Genomic DNA, 26,153 nt, shown 5'->3' on the forward strand with positions numbered 1-26,153 from the left:
GCCTTTTACGGGGCTTCCAGTTCTTGCGCTAGCGTTTGCAGCCATGTTTGCACATCGGCTGGAATGGTCAAAGCGCGGCTGGTGCTGTCCGGTTTGGGATAACCCCCCACTTGGTCTTGGCTATCAGGGATGTGCCCTGTGCCCGATTGCACTTCAGACACCAAGCGGGCATCCACTGCGTCGCGGTCGCGTGGGCGTGCCCCTGCATTGCGCAACACAGCCGCTTGGGTGCTGCTAGCGGCTATGGCTGTCAAACCTATGGGCCACACGGGTGCAGAGCTTAGGGCGGTGATCTTGCCCTCGGTCAGTGGGACGGCGTTGCCAGCCCGATCCCAAGCCAGGTTGTCTTGCATCCATACATCCCCGTTGTCGGTGTTGGTGCGCACCAAAGCGAGCTTGCTGCGCGTGTCTGCGCCATGGCGCATCACGTTGCCGACGACTGCAATGCGTGCATTGGTCGGGAGCGTGCGTCCGTCCCATTCTTTGGGGTTGGCCCCTACGCGCACGGCGTAGATGCCGGGGTTGTAGATCACGTTATTCACCACCACACCCGTGGCATTGCCCTTGAACCACGGGTTGCGCTCCCAGTTGTGGGCGTACAGGTTGCCAATGATGGCCACGTCTTGCACGTTGTCATGCACCAAGGTGCCCATGGAGTGCGCGCCCTTGGAGTGGGTGGAGTTTTTCAGGCCCTCGGCCACGATGTTGTTGGACAGCGTGACGCGGTGCGCAGTGCCGCTGGGGCCGTCATAGCGCGGCCCGCTGACGGACAGGTTTTCATCGGTACCCCACGCAAAAGAGCAGTGGTCTACCACCACGTTGTAGGCATTCGCCCCTTCAATGGAGACATCGCGCTCAAACCCGCTACCAGCGGCCTGGCCCGCATCGCCAATGCGAAAGCGAATGTGCTGCATGCGCACATCGTGGGTGCTGATGTGCATGCCGCCACGGATGATGGTGATGCCCGGTGATGGGGCGGTTTGCCCCGCGATGGTGACAAAGGGCTCCTTGAGCTGCAGGTCGCTGCGATCCAGATCAATCACACCGCCCACCTCGAACACGATGATGCGAGGCCCTTTGGTCTGCAAGGCCTCGCGCAAACTGCCGGGGCCAGTGGATTGCAGCGTGGTCACGCGCAGCACTTGCCCCCCTTTGCCGCCAAGGGTGTCCGCGCCAAAGCCAATGGTTTGGGCATGGCTATGGCCTGTAAGCAGGCCCAAGACCAGCAGAGCCCTCATAGCCAGGCCAAGACGCCAAGCTGACGGGGTGGAGGATGTGGAACAAGAGGTGAACAAAATCGCGAGTGAGGTCATCGTGTGGCGGGTGTTGTCATGGTGCGCGGTTATGGAGCGTTTTGGGCGCATTGTCCTGCTTTACCGGTGTTGCAGCGTGCTGCGGGGTAGCAGCGGCGATGGGGTGGCCTGGAGCTCCCGCAGCCGCAGCCCTTGCTCCCACGCAGCCTGCAGCTCGGCGATGGCTGCCTCTGGCTCGGGTGCGGCGGTGATGGCGCTGATCAGCGCCACTCCTGCAGCCCCATGGCGCACCGCCTCTTGCAAGCGCGGCGCATCCATGCCCGCAATGCCCACCACGGGCACGGGCAGTAGCTGGCTCCAAAACGCCAGGTTGCCGTTGCCCTGCGGCAGCCACGGCATGTCTTTGCTCTGCGTGGCGTGAATGGGCCCGCAGGCGATGTAGCTGGGCTGCAGCGTCCATGCCCGGCACACTTCCCACAGGCTGTGGGTGCTGATGCCCACGCGCAAACCTGCGGCGGCCATGGCTGCCCACGCGCTGTCGGGCAGGGCCAGCAGGTCTTCTTGGCCCAGATGCACACCAAACGCTCCGGCCTCCAGCGCCAATTGCCAGTGGTCGTTGATGTAGAGCTGCGCCCCGGCCGCTTGCGTGGCGTTGTGCTTATTCACCGCTTGCACGCTGCGCTGGATGTGGCTGCGCAGCGTGGGCAGGTCTTCTGGTGCGCTGGTTTTCATGCGCAGCTGCACCGTGCGCACTCCTGCGGCCAGTACGCGCTCCACCCAGTCGGCGCTGTCCACTATGGCGTACAGGCCCAAGGTGCGCTGGGCACCTGTGAGTGGGGCCATGGTGGGCACGGCGGACGACAGGCTGTTCTGCCACGGCAGGCTCAGCGTGGGCAGGTTCTCTAGCCGGGCGAAGTCGGCGCGTGGCAGCAGGGGGCCTGCGCCAGCACCGGCGGCGTAGCTGTGGCGCAGGGCGTGGGTGGTGAGCATTTTGGCCAGTACCACGGCATCGGCCACGGGGTAGCCCAGTGCCAAGGCGCTGGCCGCCGCGCTGGCAAAGGTGCAGCCCGTGCCGTGGTGGTGCGGTGTGTCCACGCGCGGCAGGGACAGCCAGCCAGAGGCCTCGCGGCACAGCAGGTAGTCGCGGGCATGGGTGCTTTGCCCAGCACCATCTACCGCATCGCCCCCGGTAATGACCACGCTACAACCCGTCGCAGCCAAAGCTTGGGCTTGTTGCTCCACGCTGGTGGTGTCTGTGCCGTGGGCCTGGCTGCCCAGCAGTGCAGTCGCCTCGGCTTGGTTGGGGGTGATGAGGGTGGCACGTGGCAGCAGCTCGGTGCGCAGGGCGTGGATGAGGGCATCTGCGGCGTTGGCGCTGCACAGGGCTGCACCTGTGCTGGCGCGCAGCACCGGGTCCACCACCAGCGGCAGATGGGGGGCTTGTTCGCGCAGCCTGTCCACCCAGCGGGCCACTACGCGCACCAGCGCGGGGTCGGCCAGCATGCCGGTTTTGATGGCCGCTGGCGGCATGTCCTGCGCCAGTGCCTGCAACTGCGCCTCCAGCAGCGCGGGGCTGCTGGCCTCTATGCGCTGCACCGCCACCGAGTTTTGCGCGGTGATGGCCGCCACCACCGGGCAGGCGTGCACGCCCAGCGCTGCGGCAGCGCGTTGGTCAGCCGACAGGCCTGCGCCACCGCCGCTGTCGTGCCCGGCAATCACCCAAATGATGGGTTTGGGTGTATGGGGTAAGTGGGGCTTGAGGGTCAAATCGGCCTGTAGAGCTTGGTGCATAAGCTGGAGCAGCTATCAAAGTTATAGCAAGTGGTTACAACAAAAACGGGCGACCCGTCACGGGCGTGCTGGCGCGGGCCATGCTCTGCGGGGCCATCACGCCTGCCTGCCAGCCCAAGCGCCCGGCCTGTATGGCCAGCCCGAAGGCGCGGGCCATGCTCACCGGGTCGTGGGCTTGGGCCACGGCGCTGTTGAGCAGCACGGCGTCAAAGCCCAGCTCCATGGCTTGCACGGCGTGGGCGGGGGAGCCAATGCCGGCATCCACCACCAGCGGCACACCCGGCAGGCGTTCGCGCAGGGTGCGCAGCGCCCAGGGGTTGATAAGGCCTTGGCCCGAGCCAATGGGTGCGCCCCAGGGCATGAGGATGCGGCAGCCCGCGTCCAGCAGGCGCTGGCAGCTCACCAAATCGTCGGTGCAGTAGGGGAAGACCTCGAACCCGGCCTGCACCAGCTCGCCAGCCGCCTGCAGCAGCTCCCACGGGTCGGGCTGCAGGGTGTGCTCGTCGCCCACCACTTCCAGCTTGATCCAGTGCGTGCCAAACAACTCACGCGCCATGTGCGCCAGCGCCACCGCCTCGCGGGCGGTGCGGCAGCCCGCGGTGTTGGGCAGCAGGCGCACGCCGTGGCGCTGGATGAGTTGGTAAAACTCCCCCGGTATTAGGGGACTGTTGGCCGGGCCACCCGCATGGCCTTGGTTGGGGCCAAGGCACGGGGACAGTTGGCGCTTGAGGCCCACCGTCACCACCTGCGTGCCCGATGCCTCTATGGCCTGCTGCAGCACCGCAGGCGATGGGTAGAGCGCTGTGCCCAAGAAAAAGCGGCTGTGCAGGGTGACATCGCCTATTTGCAGTGCATCGCTCGTGTCGGGGGCGAATTGGGGGGCACGGGGCGGTGGCTGGATGGGTGACTGGCAGGGGGATTGGTTGTCGTGGCTCACTATCAGCCTCCAAAAATGGGTTGGAAGGTCATCACCTCGTCGCCGCTGTGCAGCACCCGCGCAGCGCGCGCGCTGATGGCGACGAATTCACCATTGACCGCCGTGGCGATGCGCTCGGGCTGCACGCCTTGCGTGGTGGCCAGCAGGGCCACCAGCTCGGCCAGCGTGGTGGGCAGGGGTTGGTCGGTGGCCAGTGGCAACGGTTGGCCATTGAGGCGGTAGGGGGTGTGGTTTGCAGGGGTGTTCATAAGCCCAGGGTGTGCAAGGCTTGCTCTACCAGCGCCGGGGCGATGAGCCAGCCGTGGCGGAACAAACCGTTGATGACGGACAGCCCCGCGCTGTGGTGCACGCAGGGCAGGTTGTCGGGGGTGGCGGGGCGCAGGTTGGCCTCGCTGTGGACGATGCGCGCCTCGGCCAGTGCGGGCAGCACGCTGTGCGCGGCGCTGAGCAGCTCCAGCGTGCTGCGCACCGACACGGGCGAGCGGTCTTCGCTTTCAATCTCTGTCGCGCCCACCACCACCATGTCGCCCCCACGCGGCACGATGTACACGCGCCAGCGCGGGTGCAGCAGGCGCAGCGGGCGACTCAGTGGCAGGCCGGGGGCGTGCAGCCAAAAAATCTCGCCACGCACGCCGCGTATTCTCGTGTGGTAGCCCGTGCGGTAGCCCGTGCCGCGCACGTCCAGCACATGCGCCATGCGCTGCTCGCCTGCGGCCGTGCGCAGCCAGCCCGGCCCCGTGGTCTGCACCCCACCCGCAGCGCCCAAATGCAGCGTGGCCAGCGGGTGCTGGGTGATGGCCTGCCCCAGCGCCGCCATGGCCTGCACGGTGTGGATATGCCCTTCGTGCGGCAGCAGCCACGCATGGGCCGGGCCATGGATGTCGGGCTCCAGCGCGTGCAAGCCAATGGGCGTGAGCGGCTGCGGCGCATGCTGGGCGGCCTGGGTGGCGAGTTGTTCTATCGACAATTTGCTGGCCAGCAAACCCAGCACGCGCTGGGCCGCCCCTTCATCGCCCCGGTGCGCCAGCAGCAGGCTGCCCGCGTGGCTCAGGCTAACAGGGCTGATCGGGTTGAGCCGGGCCACGGTGTCGCGCCACAGGGTCAGGCTGCGCAGGCCCAGGGCAAACACCTGCGCGTTGGCGCACTCCAGCTCCGCAGTGGGGCTGAGCATGCCCGCCGCCGTCCAGCCCGCCGCCCGCGTGGGGTGGTAGGCCGGGGGGGCTTCGACCAAGCTGCTGGCCGGGTCGAACACCGCCACGCGGTGGCCGCGCTCCAGCAGCTGCCACGCCAGCAGGCGGCCCAGCAAGCCCGCGCCTGCTATGCCTATGGAGGGAGCGTTCATGCCGGGTTGCTGTCGGTTGGGGGCTGAGGCTGAGGCTGAGGCTGAGGCTGAGGCTGGATGGGGATGTAAATCTCCCCACCGCCTTGGCGGAACTCCGCCGACTTGCTGGCCATGCCCTGCTGGGCGTACTCGCGCACTTCTTGGGTGATCTTCATGCTGCAGAACTTGGGCCCGCACATGCTGCAAAAGTGCGCCACCTTGGCGCTGTCTTTGGGCAGCGTTTCGTCGTGGAATTCGCGCGCGGTGTCCGGGTCCAGTCCCAGGTTGAACTGGTCTTCCCAGCGGAAGTCAAAGCGCGCTTGGCTAATCGCCTCATCCCGCGCCCGGGCCGATGGGTGGCCCTTGGCCACGTCGGCCGCGTGGGCGGCGATTTTGTAGGCGATCAGCCCGGCCTTCACGTCGTCGCGGTTGGGCAGGCCCAAATGCTCCTTGGGTGTCACGTAGCACAGCATGGCTGTGCCCATCCAGCCGATCATGGCCGCACCAATGGCGCTGGCTATGTGGTCGTGGCCGGGGGCGATGTCGATGGTCAGCGGCCCCAGGGTGTAGAAGGGTGCTTCGTGGCAGTGCTTGAGCTGCTCGTCCATATTGGCCTGTATCAGGTGCATGGGCACGTGGCCGGGGCCTTCTATCATGGTCTGCACATCGTGCTTCCAGGCCACTTGCGTCAGCTCGCCCAGCGTGTGCAGCTCGGCAAACTGGGCTTCGTCGTTGGCATCCGCTCCGCTGCCGGGGCGCAAGCCGTCGCCCAGGCTAAAGCTCACGTCATACGCTTTCATGATGTCGCAGATGTCCTCGAAGTGCTCGTACAAAAAGCTCTCGCGGTGGTGGGCTATGCACCACTTGGCCATGATGGAACCACCCCGGCTGACGATGCCCGTGCGGCGGCGCGCCGTCAGTGGCACGTGGGCCAAGCGCAAGCCGGCGTGGATGGTGAAGTAGTCCACGCCTTGCTCGGCTTGCTCAATGAGCGTGTCGCGGAAGATGGCCCAGGTCAGGTCTTCGGCCACGCCGCCCACTTTTTCCAGCGCTTGGTAAATGGGCACGGTGCCTATGGGCACCGGGCTGTTGCGCACGATCCAGTCGCGCGTGGTGTGGATGTTCTTGCCGGTGGACAAGTCCATCACGTTGTCTGCGCCCCAGCGGATGGCCCACACGAGTTTTTCTACTTCTTCTTCGATGCTGCTGGTCACTGCCGAGTTGCCAATATTGGCGTTGACCTTGACGCGGAAGTTACGCCCTATGGCCATGGGTTCGAGCTCGGTATGGTTGATGTTGGCCGGGATGATGGCGCGGCCCCGCGCCACTTCGTCGCGCACAAATTCGGGGGTGATGACAGCTGGCAGCAGCGCACCCATGGGGTTGCCGCGCAGGCGCTGGTGGCGGGTGGGGTCGGCCTCGGGGTCGTTCAGCACCTGCTCGGCCCAGCTGCCGCCTAGGTGGGCGCGGGCGTTTTCGCGCAGGGCGACGTATTCCATCTCGGGGGTGACGATGCCGCGCTTGGCGTAGTGCATCTGGGTCACGTTGTGGCCGGCCTTGGCGCGGCGGGGCTGGCGCTGCAGGGCTGCTGCCTCGGCGCGCAGTTGCTCTATGCGCTGCACCTCGGGGTCGCTGCTGTCGGCATTGCGGCGGTGGCCGTCGTCCACCGCTTGGCGCTGGCGTCCGTCGTAGCCTTCTGTGTCGGCGCGCTGGGCAATCCAGGGGCTGCGCACATCGGCCAAGCCTTGGCGCACGTCGATGTGGGCTTGTGGGTCGGTGTAGGGGCCGCTGGTGTCGTAGAGCGTGACGCTGCTGCCGTTGGTCAACTGCACTTGGCGCATGGGCACGCGCACGCTCTTGTGCAAGCTGCCCTGGTCGTACACCTTGCTGGAGGCGGGGAAAGGCTCACGCGATAGGGTGAGCAGGCGGGAAAATTTGTCGCTGGCATTCATGGCGGGCACTCCGTGGGGTTGGTGGAATGCTCCGCAATCGGCCTGCGGCCACGGCGGCCAAGGTGTGCGTGCACGTGCATAGACGTACACAAGCCATGGGCGTAGCAACAAACTGCAGCTCTTCTTACGCTGGTACTAACCAGATCAAGTTCGCGGTTCCGGCGGTCAAGTCCGCCATCTCAGCACGCCATACGTGCACCCCGGAGCGGGGCTAATTGTAAGCGTGGATGCGTTTATGCAAAACAGGCTGCAAACCAAGTTACAGTTTGTGGCAAGTGCTGCCGATGTAGGTGGCAAAACGAGTTGAGGAGAAATTCATGGATTGGAAGCGTTTGTCGGTAGCTGCCCGCCTGTATGCAGGCTTTGCGGTGGTGCTGCTGTTTTTGGTGGTGGTTACCGGGTTTTCTATCCAGCGCATGGGTCAGCTCAATGGGCACGTGGTGCAAATCGTGCAGGTCAACGGTGCCGAGGCCGATGAACTGAGCATCATGTTTGACAGCGTGTCCATTCGCAGCGTTCTGTTCCGTGACATGTTCCTGAAGGCTGACCCTGGCAGCTACAGCAAGGACATGCAAATCGTGCAAGATCAGGTCAAGGCTTATGCCGAGTCCAAAGCACGGCTGCAAGCCGTACTGGATGGCCAGCCCGATGCCACAGAAAAGCACGCCATCTTCAAAGACATGGGGCAGCTAGAGGACAAATCGCAAACCGTGTTCAAGCGCGCTGCTGAGCTGCTAGGCCCCAGCGGCAATCCCGAAGAAGCGCGCCAGTATTTGGTGGCCGAGGTGCTGCCGCTGCAGATCAAGTGGTTGGAATCGATCAACGCCCTCATCAACCTCAATTCCGACTTGAGCAAGGCCAGCAGCGTGGCCGTGCAAGAGGCGTATACCAAGTCCACTTGGTTCATGGTGGTGGTGTGCTTGGTGGCCATTGGCGCCGGTGCTGCCTTGGCCACGTGGATTATTCGTGGATTGATCAGCCAGTTGGGTGGCGAGCCGCGCTATGCCGTGAAAGTGGCCGACGAGGTGGCCAAAGGCCATTTGGCCGTGCAAGTGCGCACCAAGCCGGGCGACAGCAGCAGCCTGCTGGTGGCGCTGCGCGACATGCGCGACAGCTTGGCGCAAATCGTGGGCGAAGTGCGCGCTGGATCGGACTCCATCACCTCGGCAGCGGCGCAAATCGCGGCGGGCAACCAAGACTTGGCCAACCGCACCGAATCGCAGGCCAAGTCCATCGACCAAACCGCCCAAGCCATCGACGCCCTGACCGTGACCGTCAAGCACAACGCCGACAGCGCCCAGCAAGCCAGCCAAATGGCCCGCTCCGCATCCGACGTGGCGGTGCAGGGCGGCACCATGGTGCAGCAGGTGGTGCAGACCATGGGGTCTATCAACGACTCGTCCAAAAAGATCGTGGACATCATTGGCGTGATCGAAGGCATTGCCTTCCAAACCAACATCTTGGCCCTGAACGCCGCCGTGGAAGCCGCCCGCGCCGGTGAGCAAGGCCGTGGCTTTGCCGTGGTGGCCGCCGAGGTGCGCAGCCTGGCCCAGCGCTCGTCGGTGGCGGCCAAAGAAATCAAAACGCTGATCGACGACTCGGTGGACAAGGTTGAGTCCGGCAGCGAACTGGTGCAGCGCGCAGGTGCCACCATGGCCGGCTTGGTGGACAGCGTGCAGCGCGTGACCGACTTGGTGGGCGAAATATCCGCCGCCAGCCAAGAGCAAAGCCGTGGCATCGAGCAGGTGAACCACGCCATTGCCCAAATGGACGAAGTCACCCGCCAAAACGCCGCCCTGGTGGAACAAGCCGCCGCCGCCGCCCAGCTGCAACAAAGCTCAGCCGAAAAACTCTCCAACGTGGTGCGGGTGTTCCGGTTGGATTGAGTGCTTGATTTCATTGATTGCAAATAAAAAAAGCCACAGGCAATGCCTGTGGCTTTTTTGTTGGGCGTGGCTGGGTGGTGGTTGAATTCAATATATTTCTTCTTGATTCAAACAATTAGTTAATTGCCAGCTTCAATTGCCGGGATGCGACAGATAGTTCATGATGATTACTCCCATTTAAAAGATTTTTGACCGCTGGTAACTCCGCATACATCAAGTCGGTAGTACGGTTTCATAATCGATGTCAATTGACTGATAGATACGCTCGACGTAACGGGAGATGGTGCTTCGTAGTTATGAAACCAATACCAATGACTTTCAAAAAAAAACGGAAGCATGGAAAACGTTGAATATTCCGTCATGACTTTTGGTGACTTCAAGTCGTGCGTGAATAATTTCGTATGTATGGACGGGCAATTGCCATCGTCTAAGCCCGCAATGCGGACAAGCAGGGAATCTCCTTGCTCAGGCAACGGAATAGGGTTATCCCACTGGTAAAAAGCGAACTCCTTGAACTGGAAAGCACTTTCCCACACCTTATTCAGATATTCATCGGATGGCATCGGAAAGGCCGAATGTTTACTCTTGGGATCGATAGGTTGACCTGCTTTTGGAGGTGGATCAGAAAAAGCTGCTGGCCATAGCTCTTCCCACGCATGATCGGCCAGAACAAACTTCTTGTACAACTCCTTGTCTTTTTGCAAATCCAGCTTCTTCCACGGTGGCAGTTGCACCTCCGGCAGGCGCTGCAAGATGTCAAAGGCACATACACGCCCATGGGCTGGACGGTATAGCTCTTCATTCATGGCCTCGACGAGACTCTCGCACAAGGGCTCGCCTTGCCCTTTACGCAAAAAGTATTCTTTGCCCGATGCCATCTGCTGCAAACGGGCTTGATACGTTTGCTTAAGGCACTGCGCATCCGCGCATTCGTTGCGCTTCGCTATCCAGTGCTTTTGCGTGTTTCGAAACTGGTCTTGGAATTTGTTATCGCGCAAATGCAGCTTCCAAGCGTGTCCCAAGTCCCCATCCAACTTCGACAACTCCGCATCCGCACAAATCATCTTCTCCACTTTGCTTTGCGCTTTCGCACAATCAAAGCTGGCGGCCTGTGCGCCCGTGTTGGCTATGAGCAGCATGCCTATGGCAAAGCTATGACGTGCTGTTTTGTTTAATAAACCTATTGATTTACGCATGGCAGACTCCTTTGGTGCGCAAGCCCATGCGTTGTCTGCGCCGATTGAATCTAGCCGCAGAGCAGGTCGCTGATTTTCGATTCAGCACATGTGGATTTAGGGCGTAGCTATTGCTATTACCGCTACCGCTTTGGTCTGCAGTGACTTGGCCTTCTTGCACCAGAGCAAAGCTCACTTGGGTTTGCCCAAATGGGTTGGCCCCTGGCTGGTCGCTCAGGGCTACGGGGGAGCCTTTCTCCAGTGTGAGTCCCAGATAGCCTTGGCTGCCGGTGAGCTTGGCTATGTCGTCTTGGCTGAGCTTGATGCTCACGTCATTGCCTGCCCCCAGTGTGCTGCCGCTGATGGTGAGGGTCTTGCTGTTGTAGTCCAGTGTGTAGAGGATGGCTCCTCCATCTACTGACCATTGGCTTTGGCCGTTGTCGAGGGTCTTGTAGTCGGCTTTCTTGGCCCCTTTGAGGGCGCTGCCTGCAACCACCAGCTTGCCATCTCCGTCGCTGTCAAGGATGGTGTCGTGTCCTTCGCCTGCGTTGATGACGTAGGTGTCGCTACCTGCTCCTCCTTGTAGGGTGTCGTTGCCTTGCATGCCAAACAGGTAGTCGTCTCCTGCTCCTGCAATGATGGTGTCTGCCCCGGTGTTGCCGACTAAGACGTTATGTTCCATGCCGGTGCCTTTGCCGTCATCTCCTGTGGCATCTAGTCTGCCTACAACTCCTGCATTGCCGTTGTAGTACAGGGCTGCAGGGTTGAGGATGGAGGCGTTGAGTTGCTGCTCTGTGGGCAGTTGGCTGTTCAGCCATTTGATGAAGGCGTCTCGCGCGGGGATTAAGGCATCGAAGAGGGTTTGAGCCTTAGTAATGGAAGATAAATTTACATCCGCATTTGCCACTGCGATCATGTTACGCACGGCATCCGTGCCATCTGGCGGGACTCCGTATTGTGCTTCGTAGGCAAGGATACGGGGTCGGTGCTTCGTGAGCATCTCGAACACTTGCTTTGCTTCACCAGTTGTTACCGCGGTTGGGTTATCGTACAAACCAAAGGCCTGCGCCTCTACGAAATGGCGCTTTGCCTGACCAGGTCCGTCATTAGCACCCAAATAGCCCTCGTATCGGATCAAATACCAAGCCTCGGCCCGGTTAGAGTCAGCTACTATGGCTGCCTTGAGTGCTGCACTTCTATTTGTCGTCAATCCTTGGTAGGCCATTGCAACGAGAACTGCGCGCTCGAATGACAGAGGCAATGTACTTCGATCCGCTATAACACGATCAATCACTTTTTCTTTGTCTTCAATGATCGCTGTATATGTGCTCTCAATTTGCGCCGTTGTCAGAGTGAAGGTTGTCTGGCTGTTTATGGCGGCAATGCCTGCGAACAGTGGATCGACGGCTCTATTCGCCATGATCTGGTTGAGAGATGCTTGCAGGGATGCGTTGGTAGTATCTGAGCCAGTAAGCACACCGATGATTTGAGCAACATAAGCCTTTTCCGCTGCATTCGCGGCAGGTGTTAGTCCAGTTGTTTGATTTAATCCTAAGGTTGCAAAGACTTTTTGCTGAGCCAAGGAATTGGTCGGCTCTATATCGAAACCACGACCAATCGTGACATGCTTATTCGGAGTCTTACTGTCAAAGTATGGGGTGGAGCTATCTGCTTCAAACGTGCCAAGCAATTTGGCAAGAAGTTTGTTGTAGTCCGATACGTTTAGCTTGTGCAAATTAATCATGGTTACTTCCCTTCAGTGTTGTTCGTGAAATTGATGTGACAGAAATTCCGGTGATCACCAAATATTTCGATAGTCCCCTTCCCATCTCCTTTCATGTCCCAGAAGGCGATGTAGGGGTTCCCTTTGTGCAGGAAGAGGTCCGGACGCATCTCCTTCGAATAGCTGGAATATCCGTTCAGCACTGATTTGTAGGTCACACCAAAATCAAGTTTTTGCAGTTTGGAGTCAATCGCAAAATACTGACGCAGGGGATAAGTGCTGTTCCAGTACTTGGGCTCGCACGGGCTCTCCTTATCTCCATTGATGAAACGAATAACTGTCGTCGTTTTCCCATCAATGGGGATCTGCGTAACTGCCAGTGCGATTTCTCCACTTCGTGCTCTGCTCTCAAACGAAGCTCTCAAATGTTCGTCATGCGCCCATCCATACTCGTTTTGCCATATCTGTTCGACCAGATATCGATGCTTAAGCGCATTTATAGGTCTCCACTTCGGCCACGTAAATTGGACCATGCTGGGATGAAACTCTCGATCACACACCATTGGTGGATTGCCAAGACGCTTCAAGTTTTCCAAAAAATCTTGGCATACCTCTGTTGTGGGTACTGCTGCATCTGGCGATTCCTCAGTGAGGACATATCTAGATGCCAAATGATTGGAGAGTGCGGCTAAACGATTTACATATTCGTCCTTGATGCAGGCGTTCGAAGTGCAGGCAGCGCGTTTCTTCAGCCATTGCTTCTGCGCCAGTTTGATAGCTGCAGCGTCTGCTTGGTTTTGCAGAGCGACTTGGTAACTTGCACTCATCTCCTCATCCAACTTGGACAACTCAGCATCCGCACAAATCATCTTCTCCACTTTGCTCTGCGCTTTCGCACAATCAAAGCTGGCGGCCTGTGCGCCTGTGCTGGTGATCAGCATGCCCACGGCAATTGCGCCAATCCAATGGCGTATTTCTCTTTTCATATCCATCCTTTCCTCCTGTGTCGTATCTGTCATAGCCCTCTCAAGGCTTCCATTCCTTCGTACTCAACGCCCCCACACTGGCCAATAGCCTTAACCTAGCGATCTCAACTCTGGCCCTCACTTCTCCTGCACATGCGTCAGCGGCAGGGCTGTGCCGGTTTTGATGGTGTTGAGCACGATGTTGGAGCGGATGCTGGCCACGCCTTGGATGCGGGTGATGCGGCGCAGCACGGTGTCTGACAGGGTGGACAGGTCGGTGGTGACGATATGCAGCACGTAGTCGGCCTCGCCCGCCACGGCGTAGCAGTCCAGCACTTCGTCTATGTGTTTCACCTCTTCTTCAAAAGCGCGGCCTTCTTCGCCGCCGTGGCGCAGCAGGGTTACATAGGTCAGCGCCCGCACGCCCAGGCCCAAGCGGCTGGGTTCTAGCAAGGCGACATAGCGCTTGATCAGCCCTTGGTCTTGCAGCCGCTGGATGCGGCGGCTCACTTGCGAGGCCGAGAGGTGGATGGCCTCGCCAATGGCTTGGTGGGTGGCGTAGGCGTTCTTTTGCAGTGCAGCAAGCAAGCCGATATCGAACTTATCAAGCAGCAATCCGTCATCTAATTTGATTTGCATGCATAAATTGTGCATCAGCAAGGGTTTTGTCGGGGGACTTGCGCGCACAAATTGCGCACGCTGATTCGCACAATCTGGGGCATAGAAACGTACCGCAGGAGAGTGTTATGGCCGACTTATTTGACAACCCGATGGGACTGATGGGGTTTGAGTTTGTGGAATTTGCCTCACCCACGCCCGGCGTGATTGAGCCGCTGCTGGAAAAGATGGGCTTTAGTTTGGTGGCGCGCCACCGCTCCAAAAAGGTAGAGCTGTACCGCCAGGGCGACATCAACTTCATCGTCAACAACGAGCCGCACAGCGTGGGAGCCTACTTTGCCGCCGAGCATGGGCCTAGCGCGTGCGGCATGGCGTTTCGGGTACGTGACGCGCACCACGCTTACAAGCGGGCGCTGGAGATGGGGGCGCAGCCGCTGGACATTCCCACCGGGCCTATGGAGTTGCGCTTGCCCGCGATCAAAGGCATAGGGGGTGCGCCGCTGTACCTCATAGACCGGTTTGAGGACGGCAAGTCCATTTACGACATCGACTTTGAGTTCCTGCCCGGCGTGGACCGCCGCCCGCAAGGCTTTGGCCTGAAGGTGGTAGACCACCTGACGCACAACGTGTACCGCGGTCGCATGGCCTACTGGGCAGACTTTTATGAGCGACTGTTCAACTTCCGCGAGATACGCTACTTCGACATCAAGGGCGAATACACAGGGCTGACTTCCAAAGCCATGACGGCACCGGACGGCAAGATCCGCATCCCGCTCAACGAAGAGGCCAAGGGCTCCTCGGGCCAGATCGAGGAGTACTTGCTGCGCTTTGGGGGCGAGGGCATTCAGCACATCGCTCTGCTGACCGACGACCTGAAAACCACCATAGACCAGCTGCGCACCAACGGTGTGCCGCTGATGAGCGCCCCGCGTGACACCTACTACGAGATGCTGGCCGAGCGCCTGCCCGGCCATGGCGAGAACGTGGCGGAGCTGCAAACGCGCGGCATTTTGCTCGACGGCACGACAGAGGGTGGACAGAAGCGCCTGCTGCTGCAAATCTTCTCGGAGTGCCTGCTGGGGCCGGTGTTCTTTGAGTTCATCCAGCGCAAGGGCGACGAGGGCTTTGGCGAGGGCAACTTCAAGGCCTTGTTCGAGTCGCTAGAGCGTGACCAGCTGCGCCGTGGTGTGCTGGAAGTCGCCGAGGCCTAAGCCATGACTACCTTACACACCCCACACACCTTGCAAGTCCAGCGCATCCACCACGTGGCCTACCGCTGCCACGATGCCAAGCAAACCGTGCAGTGGTACGAGAAGATGCTCAACATGCGCTTCATGCTCGCCATTGCCGAGGACTTGGTGCCTTCGACCCGCGAGCCCGACCCGTATATGCATGTGTTTTTGGATGCTGGCGGCGGCAACGTGCTGGCGTTTTTCGAGCTGCCCACCAAGCCTGCCATGGGCCGTGACCCCAACACGCCGCCATGGGTGCAGCACATTGCCTTTCGGGTGAAAGACCGCGACACGCTCTTGCAGTACCGCGCCCATTTGGAGGCTGAGGGGGTAAAGGTGCTGGGCGTGACCGACCACGGCGCGTTCCACAGCATTTACTTTTTTGACCCGAACGGCCACCGCTTGGAGTTGGCCTGCCCCGACCCGGACGAACAGGCCATGCTTGAGCGCATGGATGCGGTGAAGTGGGACATGCTCAACGACTGGGCGCGTACCAAGAAAGCGCCGCACCACGCGGACTTTTTCCACCGCCGTGAGTTCACCAAGGCAGCTAGCGAGTAAGTGTTATGCGTGATGCGATCCATACCAATACCTTGCTGGACTTCACCCACGACCCCAGCGCGACCAGTTGGGTAGCGAGTGCCAATGTGGCGGACTGCGACTTTCCGCTGCAAAACCTGCCATTGGCGCGCTTTCGTCCGTACCAATCCGATGCGGGTGATGCTGCTTGGCGCGTCGGCGCTGCTATTGGCGAGCAGGTGCTGGACTTGCGCGCCACCGGCCTGTGGACGGAGGGCGATCTGCGTGGCTGGATGGCTGCTAGCCCTGCTGTGCGCCGCAGCCTGCGCCAGCGTTTGTTTGAAGGGCTGCGCACGGGTAGCGCACTGCAAGTAGAGTGGGCACCCCACCTGCACGCCCACAATGCGGTGCAGTACAGCCTGCCGTGCGAGGTGGGGGATTACACGGACTTTTACATCGGCATCCACCACGCCACCACGGTGGGCAAGCTGTTTCGGCCTGACAACCCGCTTCTGCCCAACTACAAATGGGTGCCTATTGGCTACCACGGTCGGGCTTCGTCCATCGTGGTCAGCGGCACGGACATCGTGCGGCCACTGGGCCAGCGCATGCCACCGGGCAGCACAGCGCCGGTGGTGGGCCCCACGCAGCGACTGGACCACGAGTTGGAGTTGGCCGTGTGGGTAGGACAGGGCAATGCCATGGGCGAGCCTATAGCCATAGACCAAGCGGGCCAGCACATAGCGGGACTGACGCTGCTCAACGATTGGAGCGCTCGCGACATACAACCGTGGGAATACCAGCCGCTGGGGCCGTTTATTGCCAAAAACTTTGCCAGCACCGTCTCGCCCTGGGTGGTGAGCGTGGAGGCGCTGGCCCCGTTTCGCTGCGCCATGCAGCCGCGTGCGGCAGACGACCCGCAGCCACTGCCTTATTTGCACAGCGAACAAGACCAGCAGCAGGGTGTGTGGAACATCACGCTGGAAGCCTGGCTGCAAACCCCGGCCATGCGCGAGCGCGGTGAGGCGGGCGTGCTGCTGTCGCGCTCCAGCCTGCGCGATGGCTACTGGACGCTGGCCCAGTTGATTGCCCACCACACTGTGGGCGGCTGCAATTTGCGCCCCGGCGATGTGCTGGGTACGGGCACGCTGTCTGGGCCACTGCCCGAGCAAGGCGGTTCGCTGTTGGAGCAGACCCAAGGCGGCAAAGCGCCACTGCAGCTACCTAGGGGCGAAGAGCGCACCTTTTTGCAAGATGGCGATAGCGTCATTCTGCGGGCGTATGCCGAGGCACAGTTCCATTTAGCAGCCCGGCGCATTGGCTTTGGCCAGTGCGTGGGCACCATTGTCAGTAGGAGATAAGCATGCAACTCGTACCCATGAACCAGCAGCAGTGGCTGAGCGTTGCGGCCAGCTTGCCCGATTGGTCGCACACCGGCGCAGCGCTGGTGCGCACGTTTCGCTTTAGCAATTTTGTGCAGGCCTTTGGCTTCATGACGCAGGTGGCCTTGCTGGCCGAGCGCGCCAACCACCACCCGGAGTGGAGCAATGTGTACAACACCGTGACGGTGGCTTGGACTACCCATGACGCAGGGGGCATTACCCAACGCGATGTGGACATGGCGCGGGCGTGCGACGCCCTGTTTGGTGCCCAGTTTGGAGCGATGTAAAAAATCCCGAGGAGACACACCATGCAACAGCACATCGTCGATCAGCACTGGGAGTGCTTTGGCCCCGCAGAGCACGCCGTGTGGCAAACCCTGTACGCACGCCAAATGCAGCTACTGCCCAGCGTGGCCTGCGATGCGCTGGTGCAGGGGCTGGCCAAGTTGCCGCTGCAAAGTGACCAGATACCGCACTTTGGCCGTTTGAGCGATGCGCTCCAGCGCCTCAACGGTTGGTCAGTGGTGGCGGTGGAAGGTTTGGTGCCCGATGCTGTGTTTTTTGATATGTTGGCGCAGCGCATATTTCCTGCAGGTAACTTCATCCGCGGCGCAGACCAGTTGGATTACTTGGAAGAGCCCGATGTGTTCCACGACGTGTTTGGCCACATTGCCATGCTCACGCACCCGGTCATGGCGGACTTTATGCAACTCTATGGACAGGCTGGATACAAGGCCATGGCGTTGGGGCGCTTGGACAACTTGGTGCGCCTGTACTGGTACACGGTGGAGTTTGGCTTGGTGCTAGAACGTGGGCAGCCCCGTATTTATGGTGCAGGTATTTCGTCTTCGTATGGGGAGAGCCGTTTTTCGGTGCACAGCACATCGCCCCACCGTATCCGCTTTGATTTGGAACGTGTCATGCGCACGGACTTTCGCATCGACGACTACCAGCCCACCTACTTTGTGCTGGACAAGCTGGAAGACTTGCTGGCACTGGAGCACATTGACTTTGGGCCGCTGTACGAGCGTTTGGGCACAGGCCCTACTTACTCGCCCAATGCGGTGCAGCCCAGTGACACCGTGCTGCACCATGGCGATGGCAGCTACCACCGTAGCAAGCTGGAGGCGGTGTGCTGAAGCTGTACACCTACTTTCGCAGTTCGGCTGCTTACCGCGTGCGCATAGGGCTGGCGCTCAAAGGCTTGGCGTACGAATCCATTCCCGTGCATCTGCTGCGGGGTGGGGGCGAGCAGCACATGCCAGCCTACAGCGCCATCAACCCGCAGCAGCTAGTGCCTGCATTGGACGATGCGGGGGTGGTGCTCACCCAGTCGCTGGCGGTGCTGGAGTATTTGGACGAGGCCTACCCCCACACCATGCCTTTGTTGCCTGCACAGCCTTTGCAGCGTGCTCGGGTGCGGGCGTTGGCACAAGCGGTGGCGTGTGACATGCACCCCATCAACAACCTGCGGGTGCTGCAGTACCTAGAGCAACAGCTAGGCCTGATCCCCGAGGCCAAACAAGCGTGGTACCAGCACTGGGTGCAGTTGGGTTTTGCTGCGCTGGAGCAGCAACTGGCCAGCAGCCCAGAAACAGGGCTGTATTGCCACGGTGATGTGCCTACGCAGGCTGACTGCTGCTTGGTACCGCAGGTGTTCAACGCCTTGCGTTTTGACGCAGACATGCAGCCCTATCCCACCATAACGCGCATTTATGCGCATTGCTTGGCACAAAGCGCTTTTGCGCAAGCCGCACCCGCCGCCCAGTTGGATGCCCAGTGAAAGTCCTGCCACCGCTGGTGTGCACAGGGGCCGCTATAGTCGACCAGCCTGGTACGGTGTGGTGCTGTTTGCAGGTTTGCGTCTAAGGAGTGCTCGTGCAGGTTTCGTCGCGCAATTTAGCGTTGGGTTTGCTCAGTGCCTTGGGGGCAGGGTTGATGTGGGGTTTGGTGTTCATGTGCCCCTTGCTGCTGCCTGACTACCCAGCGGTTTTACAAAGTTTTGGCCGCTACTTGGCTTTTGGTTTGATTGCACTGCCTTTGGCGTGGATGGATAGGCACGAGCTGCGCCAGTACACCCGGCAGGACTGGCTGCTGGCCTTGGAGCTGGCTTTGGTGGGCAATCTGCTGTATTACGTGTTTTTGGCCAGTGCCATTCAGCGCACCGGGGCGGTGTTGGTGGGGGTAATTATTGGCACGCTGCCAGTGGTCATTGCCGTGGCCAACCAACTGCGCCAGCCGCATACCCGCTTGCCTTGGGGCAGGCTATGGCCGTCGTTGGTGTTGATGGCGGCGGGCATTGCCTGTGTGAACCAGCATGAACTGGCGCTGGTGTTTGCGCAAACGGGTGCAGGTGGTGCGGGGGCTGGTCGCTACGGGTGGGGTATTGTGTTGGCGCTCGCTGCCGTGGTGTGTTGGACGTGGTATCCACTGCGCAATGCCGATTGGCTGCGCACCCACACCCAGCGTGTACCACGGGCGTGGGCCAGTGCCCAAGGTTTGGCAACCTTGCCCTTGGCTGCATTGGGTTTTGTAGGGTATGGCTTGTGGATGTTGGGCTTTGGCAGTGAAGCCAGCCAAGCCCATGGTTTTTTGGGGCCCACACCCTGGCGCTATGTGCTGCTGATGCTCGCGCTGGGTTTTTGTGCATCCTGGTTGGGTACTTTGTTGTGGAGTGATGCCAGCCAGCGTTTGCCCACCACCTTGGTGGGCATGCTCATTGTGTTTGAGACTTTGGCGGCCGTAGGCTTTGCCTTGCTGCTGCGCCAACAATGGCCCAGCGCTTGGACGCTGGGCGGTGTGTTGCTATTGGTGGGCGGCGTGGTGCTGGCGGTTTACCGCATGCAGCGCCCCACTAACCGCCCCAGCGAGCGCCCAGCCAATCCAGTGCATTGATTCAGGTGCCACCCACGTAGGGGTTCATGCGGCGTTCGCGGCCAAAGGTGCTCTCAGGCCCGTGGCCGGGGATGAACACGGTGTCATCCCCCATGGGCCATAGGCGTTGGGTGATGCTGGCAATCAGCGTGTCGTAGTCCCCTTGGGGGAAGTCGGTGCGGCCTATGCTGCCAGCAAAGAGCACATCGCCCACAAAGGCGCGCTGGAGGTCGGGGGAATAAAACACCACGTGGCCGGGCGTGTGGCCGGGGCAGTGGCGCACTTGCACGGTGTAGGAGCCCAGTGTCACGGTGTCGCCATCGTGCAGCCAACGGGTGGGCGTGAAGCTTTCTGTGGGTGTGAATCCATATTGCTTAGCCCGCAGGGGCAAATCATCGATCCAGAACTGATCGGCAGGATGCGGGCCAATGATGGGTATGTGCAGTTGCTGTGCCAGTTCGGCAACGCCGCCCACATGGTCTAAGTGGCCGTGGGTGACCCAAATTTGTTCGAGCTCTACGCCCAGTTTTCGGGTGGCGTCCAGCAGTTCATCCAGATCGCCGCCCGGATCAATGACGGCGGCTTTGCGTGTTTCGTCGCACCACACGACCGAGCAATTCTGGGCCAGTGGCGTTACAGGGATAGTTTGGTAATGCAGCATGGTGGCTCTATTGTGACTGTGCTTTGACAACCTTACAAAAGAGCTCCCCATACCAATAAGCAAGACGACAAACTTAGCGATTGGGTGGATGCGCGTTTGGCCGCAAGGTGGTGCCCCAGATGCTGCAGGTTTATCCGTCCATCAGGCAACGTTATGTCGAGGCGTTTGGCACCAATTTGATAACAAGGTTGCACCATGGTTGGGTGTGTTCTCCACCGCATGCAAGCCATAGAACGCTTTCTGGCGGGTTTCCACCCCATAGTGGGGCAATTGTTGTGGCGTTAGTGCTTGTTTTTGGTGCGTGATTTTGCTGTCATACTTGGCCTGAAGTTTGCGTAAAGGTGGTCAAGGAAGGTCTTTGTTATGCAGAAGTTCGACGAGATGTACACCCAACTTCCCTATACACGTCCTGCCCAGCAGGGTGCGATAAGGGAACACTACAAGACCTACGATGCCTGGCTGGCGCAGCAAGCCGCTGACGCCATGGAGAAAAGCCGGGAAGAGGCGGAAATGATGTTCCGCCGAGTGGGGATTACCTTTGCCGTTTACGGTGAAAAGGACGAAACGGGCGCCGGCACTGAGCGGCTCATCCCATTCGATCTGATTCCTCGCATCATTCCTGCCAAAGAGTGGCAGAGTATGGAAAAGGGCTTGGCCCAGCGGGTCACAGCGCTCAACCGCTTCATTTACGACATCTACCACGGGCAAGAAATTCTGAAGGCGGGCATCGTTCCGCGTGAGCAGGTCGAAGGCAACGCCCAATTCCGCCCCGAAATGATCGGTGTAGATGTTCCCAACAACGTGTATTCGCAAATCTCGGGCATTGATATCGTGCGGGCACCCAATGCCAAAGGCGAGGGCGAATACTTTGTCTTGGAAGACAACTTGCGCGTACCCAGCGGCGTGAGCTACATGCTGGAAGACCGCAAGATGATGATGCGCCTCTTCCCTGAACTCTTCAGCGCGCACCGCGTGGCTCCCGTGGCCCACTACCCCGACTTGCTGCTGGAAACCTTGCGTGAAAGCGGCCCTGCAGGCTCTGCCGACCCCACGGTGGTGGTGCTCACCCCCGGCATGTACAACAGTGCTTACTTTGAGCACGCCTTCCTCGCCCAGCAAATGGGGGTGGAGTTGGTCGAAGGCCAAGACCTGTTTGTGAAGGACAACTTCGTCTACATGCGCACCACCCGCGGCCCCAAGCGGGTGGACGTGATCTACCGCCGCGTGGACGACGACTTCCTTGATCCGCAGGTGTTCCGTCCCGATTCGACTTTGGGCTGTGCCGGTTTGTTGCAGGCCTACAAGGCAGGCAATGTGACCATCTGCAACGCGGTGGGTACAGGCATCGCGGACGACAAATCCATCTACCCCTATGTGCCCAAGATGATTGAGTTCTATCTGGGTGAAAAACCGATTCTGAGCAACGTACCCACTTACATGTGCCGCAACGCGGACGACTTGAAGTATGTGCTGGCCAACCTCAAGGACTTGGTGGTCAAAGAAGTACACGGTGCGGGCGGCTACGGCATGCTGGTGGGGCCTGCCGCCACGCAGGCTGAGATTGAAGATTTCCGCAAGGCGCTCTTGGCCAACCCCAGTGGCTATATCGCCCAGCCTACGCTGAGCTTGTCGTCGTGCCCCACCTTTGTGGAGAGCGGCATTGCGCCGCGCCACATCGACTTGCGCCCCTATGTGCTCACTGGCAAGAGCGTGAAGATGGTGCCCGGTGGTCTGACCCGCGTGGCCCTCAAAGAAGGCTCGCTGGTGGTGAACTCGTCGCAAGGCGGCGGCACCAAGGACACTTGGATTTTGGAAGCTTGAGAAACCGCGCAAGGAATACCGTTTTATGCTGTCCCGTACCGCTGACCACCTGTTCTGGATGTCCCGCTACACCGAGCGCGCGGAAAACACCGCCCGCATGCTGGACGTGAATTACCAAACCTCGCTCTTACCCCAGTCCGATTCCGTGGCCCAAATGGGCTGGCAAGGCATGTTGTCTATTTGCGAACTGGCACCCGCTTACCAGCAGCGCCATGGCGATATCAATGCCCGTGATGTGATGAATTTCATGGTCAAGGATGAGAACAATCCCTCGTCCATCCTGTCTTGCCTCAATGCCTCGCGGGAGAATGCCCGTGCGGTGCGCGGTGCACTCACTACCGAGGTGTGGGAAACGCATAACGCCACGTGGTTGGACGTGCGTCGCATGGTGCGTGGCACGGAGTTTGAGCGCGATCCTGGGGTGTTTTTTGAGTGGGTGAAATTCCGCTCCCACCTCTCACGTGGCGTGGTGGTGGGCACCATGCTCATGGACGAGTCGTTTGACTTTATGCGTTTAGGTGTTTTCCTAGAGCGCGCTGACAACACCGCCCGTTTGCTCGATGTGAAGTTCCATGCGGTGCAGAGTGACTTCTTTGGCGCTGCCAGCGAGAAAGACCAAGAGTACGATTTCTACCATTGGAGCGCGATTTTGCGCAGCGTGTCGGCCTTTGAGATTTACCGCAAGGTGTACCGCGATGTGATCCGTCCTGAGCAAGTGGCCGATCTTTTGATTCTCAATCGCAGCATGCCGCGCTCTTTGCATGCCTGCATGGCCGAAGTGGTGGGCAACCTCAAGCGCTTGGTGGCCGACCCACAAAGCGAGGCTTTGCGTCGCGCGGGCAAATTGTTAGCAGAGTTGCAATATGGGCGCATAGATGAAATTCTGGCAACAGGTTTGCATGCCTATTTGACACAGTTCCTCGATCGGGTGAATGATCTGGGCTTCTGCATAAGCCGGGAATTTCTGGTTCCCAATCAATAAAGCCTATGTCATCTGCAGTACTGGACAAGATAGCCAACGACATAGACAAAGCCAAAGCACAAAGTACGCTCCGCGACATTGTCATTCAGCCTTGTCCTGCTCTGCTGACGGATTTGCGCACGGAGTTCAACCGTGCCGATCCAGATCCCCAAGTCATAGCCCGCATCGCAGAGCGCGATGTGGCTATGGCAGCGTCGTTGATTCGGGTTGCCAACAGCCCCTTGTACCAACGCTCGCGCGCTGCCGCTACTGTGGCTGAGGCTGTGTCGGTATTGGGCATGAATAGCACCATATCCATCCTGACGGGTTTTTTGCTGCGCCAGTCGTTCCCGGTGAAATGGGATTTACTCAACCACTTCTGGGAAAACTCGACTCGCCGCGCTGATGCCATGGGCTTTATTGCCAAGCAGATGTACGGTATCAAGGTGGATATAGCGCATAGCTGTGGTTTGTTTTGCCATGTGGGTATTCCTATCTTGTTGCAGGCTGTGCCCGGTTATGAAAAGACCTTGCAGCAAGCGTTGGCCAGCCCTGAAAAACCCATGTTGGAGTTGGAGAACGCCGCCCACCGCACCGACCATGCGGTGGTGGGGGCTATCGTGGCCAAGACTTGGCGTTTGCCGCCCATTGTGTCGATTGCCGTGCGCATGCACCACGACTTGCAAGTGCTGCAGGCGAACGACTTCCCGGTCGAGTTGCGCACTTTGGTGGCCATGCTGGGTTTGGCAGACCATCTGGTTAACCGCTTCGAGGGTAGCGCGTGCTCCCATGAGTGGGAGTTACACGGGGAGCAGTGCCTTGCCCAATTGCATGTGGGCGCGGTGGAGGTGGATCACTGGCAAGACGCCCTGCAAGACCAGTTTGCAGGAATAGTCGGTTCCTGATGGCGTTCAGATTCCGGTTCAGCCTGGGTAGTCCCCAGGCTTTTTTTATGGGGTGTCGGTATTGAGTCGTTGCACCCGCTCGCGTGCTTGTCGCGCCGCTTCCGAGACCAGCGCGGGCCTGTCACTGGTATCTGTGTTGGGGCGAGCAGTTGGCCGGTTTGTAGCCGCCGCCGTGTTGTTGCGGGGGGCGCTGGGGCGTTGTGCTGTATCGCTGGGACTGGCTGGGCTGCTAGGTGGGGCACTGGCTGGTGTGCCTGCTGCTGGGGGCGGAGTCACCGGGCTTGGGGCGGTTTGTACAGGCGTTACAGGCGCGGTTGCGCTTGTCGGGGGCGTAGTGGGGGATGGTGGTGGGGACACGGCTGAAGGTGGTGCGCTAGGTGCAGCCGTGGGAAGCGGTGCAGCAGCCGGTGTCTTGGTGGTGGGCGCAGGGGGATTGACCACGTTGGCAGCGGGCGTGCTAGCCGTGGTGGGAATACCTTCTAGCAAGGGCATTTGCAACCAAGACAGCAGGCACACCACGAGCAATGCGGCGTTGGCGCTTGCCACGATGTAGAGCCGCTTGCGGCTAGGGGCATGGCGCCGCAGCCATTCGTTGGCTTCTGCTAGCGAGGTGGTCACGGTCAGTGCTTTTTGCAGTTGCTTTCGCGTACTCCAGTAGAGCAAGGCGTTGCCTGCCAAGCCCATGAAGACGGAAATGAGCACCACCACCACGCCTAGCGCTATCAGCAGTTCTGTATCGTCCAAGTGGTAGGCCAATCGACCCATGCCCAGCACCAGCAAACAGAGGGCTAGAAGGGTTGATATGTAGGTCAATACCCCGCGCCACATGCCACGGTAGATGAGCCAGTTGGTGGTCAAGCCCGCTGCAGCCCAGTTCCAGCCCAGCCAACGCCAATGTGGTTTGGGGTGTTCTTCCATGCTGGCAAAGTGCTTGAGGTAGACGTTGTTCCACAAGTCACCCAAGGCAGAACGGTACAAAGCACTGGTGGAGTGGTCGTGACCAGTGTCTAGTATGGAGTGCAGGGTAGGGGGCTCTTGGTTTGGGGTCTTGGACATGGTGGGCGGACTCGTGCAACACGCAAGCGACGGTGGGTGCTCATGGTAACGCGGCTTGCTGGGTTTGCTGCATAGCGTTTGCAATTGCTTGCCCCAGTTCAATCACGGCCATGGCGTAGTAGCTGCTCCAGTTGTAGCGGGTGATGGCATAAAAGTTCTCCGTGCCAGCCACATAGCTGGGGGCTTGGTCGCCGTTTTGCAGCTCTATCAAGGCCAGTGGGCCTTTGTATTGCTGCCCTGCAGTGTCCAGCTTGACCCCTAAATTGGCCATGGTTGGGGCGCTGAATGTGGGCACGATGTCGGGCTGTAGCAAGGTGGCCATCGCATTGGGGTTGTTGCGATCGGGGTCGATGGCAAAGTGTGTCGGCACGCCCGGTTTCCACTTAAAGGCCACAAAGTAGTTGGCTACAGAGCCAATCACATCAGCCGGATTGGCAAACAGGTCAACGCGGCCATCGCCATCGAAGTCCACCGCGTACTGAGTCCAACTCGATGGCATGAATTGCGGCATGCCCATGGCCCCGGCGTAGCTGCCGCGCAGGGCTAGCGGGTTGGTGCCGGTGCGGGCTGTCAGTTGGAGGTAGCTTTCGAGTTCGGAGCGGAAATAGCGCGCACGGCTTTCCGCGCGGGGGTGTTCTTTGGGAAAGTCAAACGCCAAGGTGGTGAGCGCATCAATGATGCGGTAGTTGCCGGTGTTTTGGCCGTAAATGGTTTCCACTCCAATGATGCCGACGATGATGCTGGCAGGTACGCCCGTGTCACGTTCTGCTCGCTCCAGCGTGGCTTGGTTGGTGCGCCAAAACTTCACGCCTGCTGCAATGCGGATGGGCTCGATGAAGCGACTGCGGTAGAGCGCCCAGTTTTTGTTCATGCCACTGCTGGGGGGAAGCACTGCGCGGGCGATGGAGTCCATCTTGCGGGCTTGGCCTACGGTGGCTTGCACCCATTGCATATCGAGTTTGAGGCGTTGGGCCATCTCTTGGGCTGCAGCCATCACATCAGCGCGCTTGGCGTAACTGGGGGATGCCTCTGCCTCCTGCTGCAAACTGGCCCGTTGCGCTTGGTGTTGGATCTGTCGCACCCGTTGCTGGTGTGCTGCATCGCTTTTGCGGCTGTGGTGC

The 26,153-nt window shown here is 60.0% G+C and carries 24 protein-coding genes and 1 riboswitch; of the genes, 11 read left to right on the forward strand and 13 right to left on the reverse strand.

Annotated elements, in window-relative coordinates; translation table 11 throughout:
- Nucleotides 1-5: 5 nt before the first annotated feature.
- The 6 genes from KIK84_RS00915 to thiC form a co-directional block, all read right to left on the reverse strand.
- The gene (locus KIK84_RS00915; protein ID WP_214121106.1) at nt 6-1,238 is read right to left on the reverse strand and encodes a pectate lyase family protein; all 1,233 of its coding nucleotides are present in this window, start codon (nt 1,236-1,238) and stop codon (nt 6-8) included.
- 135 nt (nt 1,239-1,373) lie between these two features.
- On the reverse strand, nt 1,374-3,044 hold the full coding sequence (gene thiD, locus KIK84_RS00920; RefSeq protein ID WP_214121107.1) for a bifunctional hydroxymethylpyrimidine kinase/phosphomethylpyrimidine kinase: 1,671 nt from the start codon (nt 3,042-3,044) through the stop codon (nt 1,374-1,376).
- Between the two features lie 34 nt (nt 3,045-3,078).
- Nucleotides 3,079-3,894, reverse strand: a complete 816-nt coding sequence (locus tag KIK84_RS00925) for a thiazole synthase (protein ID WP_214121558.1) — start codon at nt 3,892-3,894, stop codon at nt 3,079-3,081.
- A gap of 89 nt (nt 3,895-3,983) precedes the next feature.
- Nucleotides 3,984-4,229, reverse strand: a complete 246-nt coding sequence (thiS, locus tag KIK84_RS00930; RefSeq protein ID WP_214121108.1) for a sulfur carrier protein ThiS — start codon at nt 4,227-4,229, stop codon at nt 3,984-3,986.
- Nucleotides 4,226-5,323 (reverse strand): FAD-dependent oxidoreductase, encoded by a 1,098-nt coding sequence (locus KIK84_RS00935; RefSeq protein WP_214121109.1) that lies wholly within the window; start codon nt 5,321-5,323, stop codon nt 4,226-4,228. The genes thiS and KIK84_RS00935 overlap by 4 nt, the downstream gene beginning before the upstream one ends.
- The gene (gene thiC, locus KIK84_RS00940) at nt 5,320-7,254 is read right to left on the reverse strand and encodes a phosphomethylpyrimidine synthase ThiC (protein ID WP_214121110.1); all 1,935 of its coding nucleotides are present in this window, start codon (nt 7,252-7,254) and stop codon (nt 5,320-5,322) included. The genes KIK84_RS00935 and thiC overlap by 4 nt, the downstream gene beginning before the upstream one ends.
- 104 nt (nt 7,255-7,358) lie before the next feature.
- A riboswitch (TPP riboswitch) is annotated at nt 7,359-7,467 on the reverse strand.
- Between the two features lie 104 nt (nt 7,468-7,571).
- On the opposite strand from thiC, the gene KIK84_RS16760 reads away from it, so the two are divergent.
- Nucleotides 7,572-9,140: a methyl-accepting chemotaxis protein gene (locus KIK84_RS16760; protein WP_214121111.1), complete on the forward strand. Its 1,569-nt coding sequence runs from the start codon at nt 7,572-7,574 to the stop codon at nt 9,138-9,140.
- 167 nt (nt 9,141-9,307) lie between these two features.
- On the opposite strand, the gene KIK84_RS00950 is transcribed toward KIK84_RS16760, so the two are convergent.
- The 4 genes from KIK84_RS00950 to KIK84_RS00965 all read right to left on the reverse strand — a co-directional run bounded on the left by KIK84_RS00950 (nt 9,308) and on the right by KIK84_RS00965 (nt 13,642).
- A complete protein-coding gene (locus KIK84_RS00950; RefSeq protein WP_214121112.1) occupies nt 9,308-10,336 on the reverse strand; it encodes a lysozyme inhibitor LprI family protein in 1,029 nt (342 codons plus the stop codon).
- On the reverse strand, nt 10,329-12,059 hold the full coding sequence (locus KIK84_RS00955; RefSeq protein WP_214121113.1) for a calcium-binding protein: 1,731 nt from the start codon (nt 12,057-12,059) through the stop codon (nt 10,329-10,331). The genes KIK84_RS00950 and KIK84_RS00955 overlap by 8 nt, the downstream gene beginning before the upstream one ends.
- A gap of 2 nt (nt 12,060-12,061) precedes the next feature.
- Complete coding sequence (locus KIK84_RS00960) at nt 12,062-13,057, reverse strand: lysozyme inhibitor LprI family protein (protein ID WP_214121114.1); 996 nt, start codon at nt 13,055-13,057, stop codon at nt 12,062-12,064.
- A gap of 84 nt (nt 13,058-13,141) precedes the next feature.
- Nucleotides 13,142-13,642: an Lrp/AsnC family transcriptional regulator gene (locus KIK84_RS00965; protein WP_214121115.1), complete on the reverse strand. Its 501-nt coding sequence runs from the start codon at nt 13,640-13,642 to the stop codon at nt 13,142-13,144.
- Between the two features lie 107 nt (nt 13,643-13,749).
- Between KIK84_RS00965 and hppD the strand changes: the two genes are divergently transcribed.
- From hppD to KIK84_RS01000, 7 genes are all read left to right on the forward strand, one after another.
- Nucleotides 13,750-14,832, forward strand: a complete 1,083-nt coding sequence (hppD, locus tag KIK84_RS00970; protein WP_214121116.1) for a 4-hydroxyphenylpyruvate dioxygenase — start codon at nt 13,750-13,752, stop codon at nt 14,830-14,832.
- A gap of 30 nt (nt 14,833-14,862) precedes the next feature.
- The gene (locus KIK84_RS00975) at nt 14,863-15,414 is read left to right on the forward strand and encodes a VOC family protein (protein WP_214121559.1); all 552 of its coding nucleotides are present in this window, start codon (nt 14,863-14,865) and stop codon (nt 15,412-15,414) included.
- Nucleotides 15,415-15,419: 5 nt separating this feature from the next.
- Nucleotides 15,420-16,733: a fumarylacetoacetase gene (gene fahA, locus KIK84_RS00980; RefSeq protein ID WP_214121117.1), complete on the forward strand. Its 1,314-nt coding sequence runs from the start codon at nt 15,420-15,422 to the stop codon at nt 16,731-16,733.
- 2 nt (nt 16,734-16,735) lie between these two features.
- A complete protein-coding gene (locus KIK84_RS00985) occupies nt 16,736-17,041 on the forward strand; it encodes a 4a-hydroxytetrahydrobiopterin dehydratase (RefSeq protein ID WP_214121118.1) in 306 nt (101 codons plus the stop codon).
- Nucleotides 17,042-17,062: 21 nt separating this feature from the next.
- Nucleotides 17,063-17,893 carry a phenylalanine 4-monooxygenase gene (phhA, locus tag KIK84_RS00990; RefSeq protein WP_214121119.1) on the forward strand — a complete coding sequence of 277 codons (831 nt, stop codon included), beginning with the start codon at nt 17,063-17,065 and terminating at the stop codon, nt 17,891-17,893.
- Entirely contained in the window at nt 17,890-18,537 is a 648-nt protein-coding gene (maiA, locus tag KIK84_RS00995) for a maleylacetoacetate isomerase (protein WP_214121560.1), read from the forward strand. Before phhA ends, maiA begins: the two co-directional genes overlap by 4 nt.
- A gap of 155 nt (nt 18,538-18,692) precedes the next feature.
- Entirely contained in the window at nt 18,693-19,649 is a 957-nt protein-coding gene (locus KIK84_RS01000; RefSeq protein ID WP_250207715.1) for a DMT family transporter, read from the forward strand.
- 1 nt (nt 19,650) lies between these two features.
- On the opposite strand, the gene KIK84_RS01005 is transcribed toward KIK84_RS01000, so the two are convergent.
- A complete protein-coding gene (locus tag KIK84_RS01005) occupies nt 19,651-20,289 on the reverse strand; it encodes an MBL fold metallo-hydrolase (protein ID WP_214121121.1) in 639 nt (212 codons plus the stop codon).
- A 363-nt stretch (nt 20,290-20,652) separates the two neighbouring features.
- Here KIK84_RS01005 and KIK84_RS01010 point away from each other — a divergent pair, with 363 nt between their 5' ends.
- The 3 genes from KIK84_RS01010 to KIK84_RS01020 are packed head-to-tail and all read left to right on the forward strand — an operon-like array spanning nt 20,653 to nt 23,976.
- Nucleotides 20,653-22,110 (forward strand): circularly permuted type 2 ATP-grasp protein, encoded by a 1,458-nt coding sequence (locus KIK84_RS01010; protein ID WP_214121122.1) that lies wholly within the window; start codon nt 20,653-20,655, stop codon nt 22,108-22,110.
- 25 nt (nt 22,111-22,135) lie between these two features.
- Complete coding sequence (locus KIK84_RS01015; RefSeq protein WP_214121123.1) at nt 22,136-23,092, forward strand: alpha-E domain-containing protein; 957 nt, start codon at nt 22,136-22,138, stop codon at nt 23,090-23,092.
- Between the two features lie 5 nt (nt 23,093-23,097).
- A complete protein-coding gene (locus KIK84_RS01020) occupies nt 23,098-23,976 on the forward strand; it encodes an HDOD domain-containing protein (RefSeq protein ID WP_214121124.1) in 879 nt (292 codons plus the stop codon).
- Nucleotides 23,977-24,021: 45 nt separating this feature from the next.
- On the opposite strand, the gene KIK84_RS01025 is transcribed toward KIK84_RS01020, so the two are convergent.
- Together KIK84_RS01025 and mltB are read right to left on the reverse strand one after the other, a co-directional pair.
- Complete coding sequence (locus KIK84_RS01025; protein WP_214121125.1) at nt 24,022-25,032, reverse strand: DUF2628 domain-containing protein; 1,011 nt, start codon at nt 25,030-25,032, stop codon at nt 24,022-24,024.
- Nucleotides 25,033-25,072: 40 nt separating this feature from the next.
- Nucleotides 25,073-26,113, reverse strand: coding sequence for a lytic murein transglycosylase B (gene mltB, locus KIK84_RS01030; protein WP_502757529.1), 1,041 nt, complete (start codon nt 26,111-26,113; stop codon nt 25,073-25,075).
- Between the last annotated feature and the right edge of the window lie 40 nt (nt 26,114-26,153).

It is taken from the genome of Curvibacter sp. CHRR-16, assembly GCF_018474005.1.
Lineage (GTDB): Bacteria > Pseudomonadota > Gammaproteobacteria > Burkholderiales > Burkholderiaceae_C > Allorhodoferax.

Bases quoted from the DNA above. Each gene is read 5' to 3' on its own strand.
- KIK84_RS01025 (WP_214121125.1), bottom strand. From the start codon at position 25,032: ATGTCCAAGACCCCAAACCAAGAGCCCCCTACCCTGCACTCCATACTA.
- fahA (WP_214121117.1), top strand. From the start codon at position 15,420: ATGCGTGATGCGATCCATACCAATACCTTGCTGGACTTCACCCACGAC.
- KIK84_RS00960 (WP_214121114.1), bottom strand. From the start codon at position 13,057: ATGACAGATACGACACAGGAGGAAAGGATGGATATGAAAAGAGAAATA.
- KIK84_RS16760 (WP_214121111.1), top strand. From the start codon at position 7,572: ATGGATTGGAAGCGTTTGTCGGTAGCTGCCCGCCTGTATGCAGGCTTT.
- KIK84_RS00935 (WP_214121109.1), bottom strand. From the start codon at position 5,323: ATGAACGCTCCCTCCATAGGCATAGCAGGCGCGGGCTTGCTGGGCCGC.
- KIK84_RS00915 (WP_214121106.1), bottom strand. From the start codon at position 1,238: ATGAGGGCTCTGCTGGTCTTGGGCCTGCTTACAGGCCATAGCCATGCC.
- KIK84_RS01020 (WP_214121124.1), top strand. From the start codon at position 23,098: ATGTCATCTGCAGTACTGGACAAGATAGCCAACGACATAGACAAAGCC.
- thiC (WP_214121110.1), bottom strand. From the start codon at position 7,254: ATGAATGCCAGCGACAAATTTTCCCGCCTGCTCACCCTATCGCGTGAG.
- KIK84_RS00965 (WP_214121115.1), bottom strand. From the start codon at position 13,642: ATGCAAATCAAATTAGATGACGGATTGCTGCTTGATAAGTTCGATATC.
- thiD (WP_214121107.1), bottom strand. From the start codon at position 3,044: ATGCACCAAGCTCTACAGGCCGATTTGACCCTCAAGCCCCACTTACCC.
- thiS (WP_214121108.1), bottom strand. From the start codon at position 4,229: ATGAACACCCCTGCAAACCACACCCCCTACCGCCTCAATGGCCAACCG.
- KIK84_RS01005 (WP_214121121.1), bottom strand. From the start codon at position 20,289: ATGCTGCATTACCAAACTATCCCTGTAACGCCACTGGCCCAGAATTGC.
- hppD (WP_214121116.1), top strand. From the start codon at position 13,750: ATGGCCGACTTATTTGACAACCCGATGGGACTGATGGGGTTTGAGTTT.
- phhA (WP_214121119.1), top strand. From the start codon at position 17,063: ATGCAACAGCACATCGTCGATCAGCACTGGGAGTGCTTTGGCCCCGCA.
- KIK84_RS00955 (WP_214121113.1), bottom strand. From the start codon at position 12,059: ATGATTAATTTGCACAAGCTAAACGTATCGGACTACAACAAACTTCTT.
- KIK84_RS01010 (WP_214121122.1), top strand. From the start codon at position 20,653: ATGCAGAAGTTCGACGAGATGTACACCCAACTTCCCTATACACGTCCT.
- KIK84_RS01000 (WP_250207715.1), top strand. From the start codon at position 18,693: ATGTGGGGTTTGGTGTTCATGTGCCCCTTGCTGCTGCCTGACTACCCA.
- KIK84_RS00985 (WP_214121118.1), top strand. From the start codon at position 16,736: ATGCAACTCGTACCCATGAACCAGCAGCAGTGGCTGAGCGTTGCGGCC.
- KIK84_RS01015 (WP_214121123.1), top strand. From the start codon at position 22,136: ATGCTGTCCCGTACCGCTGACCACCTGTTCTGGATGTCCCGCTACACC.
- KIK84_RS00950 (WP_214121112.1), bottom strand. From the start codon at position 10,336: ATGCGTAAATCAATAGGTTTATTAAACAAAACAGCACGTCATAGCTTT.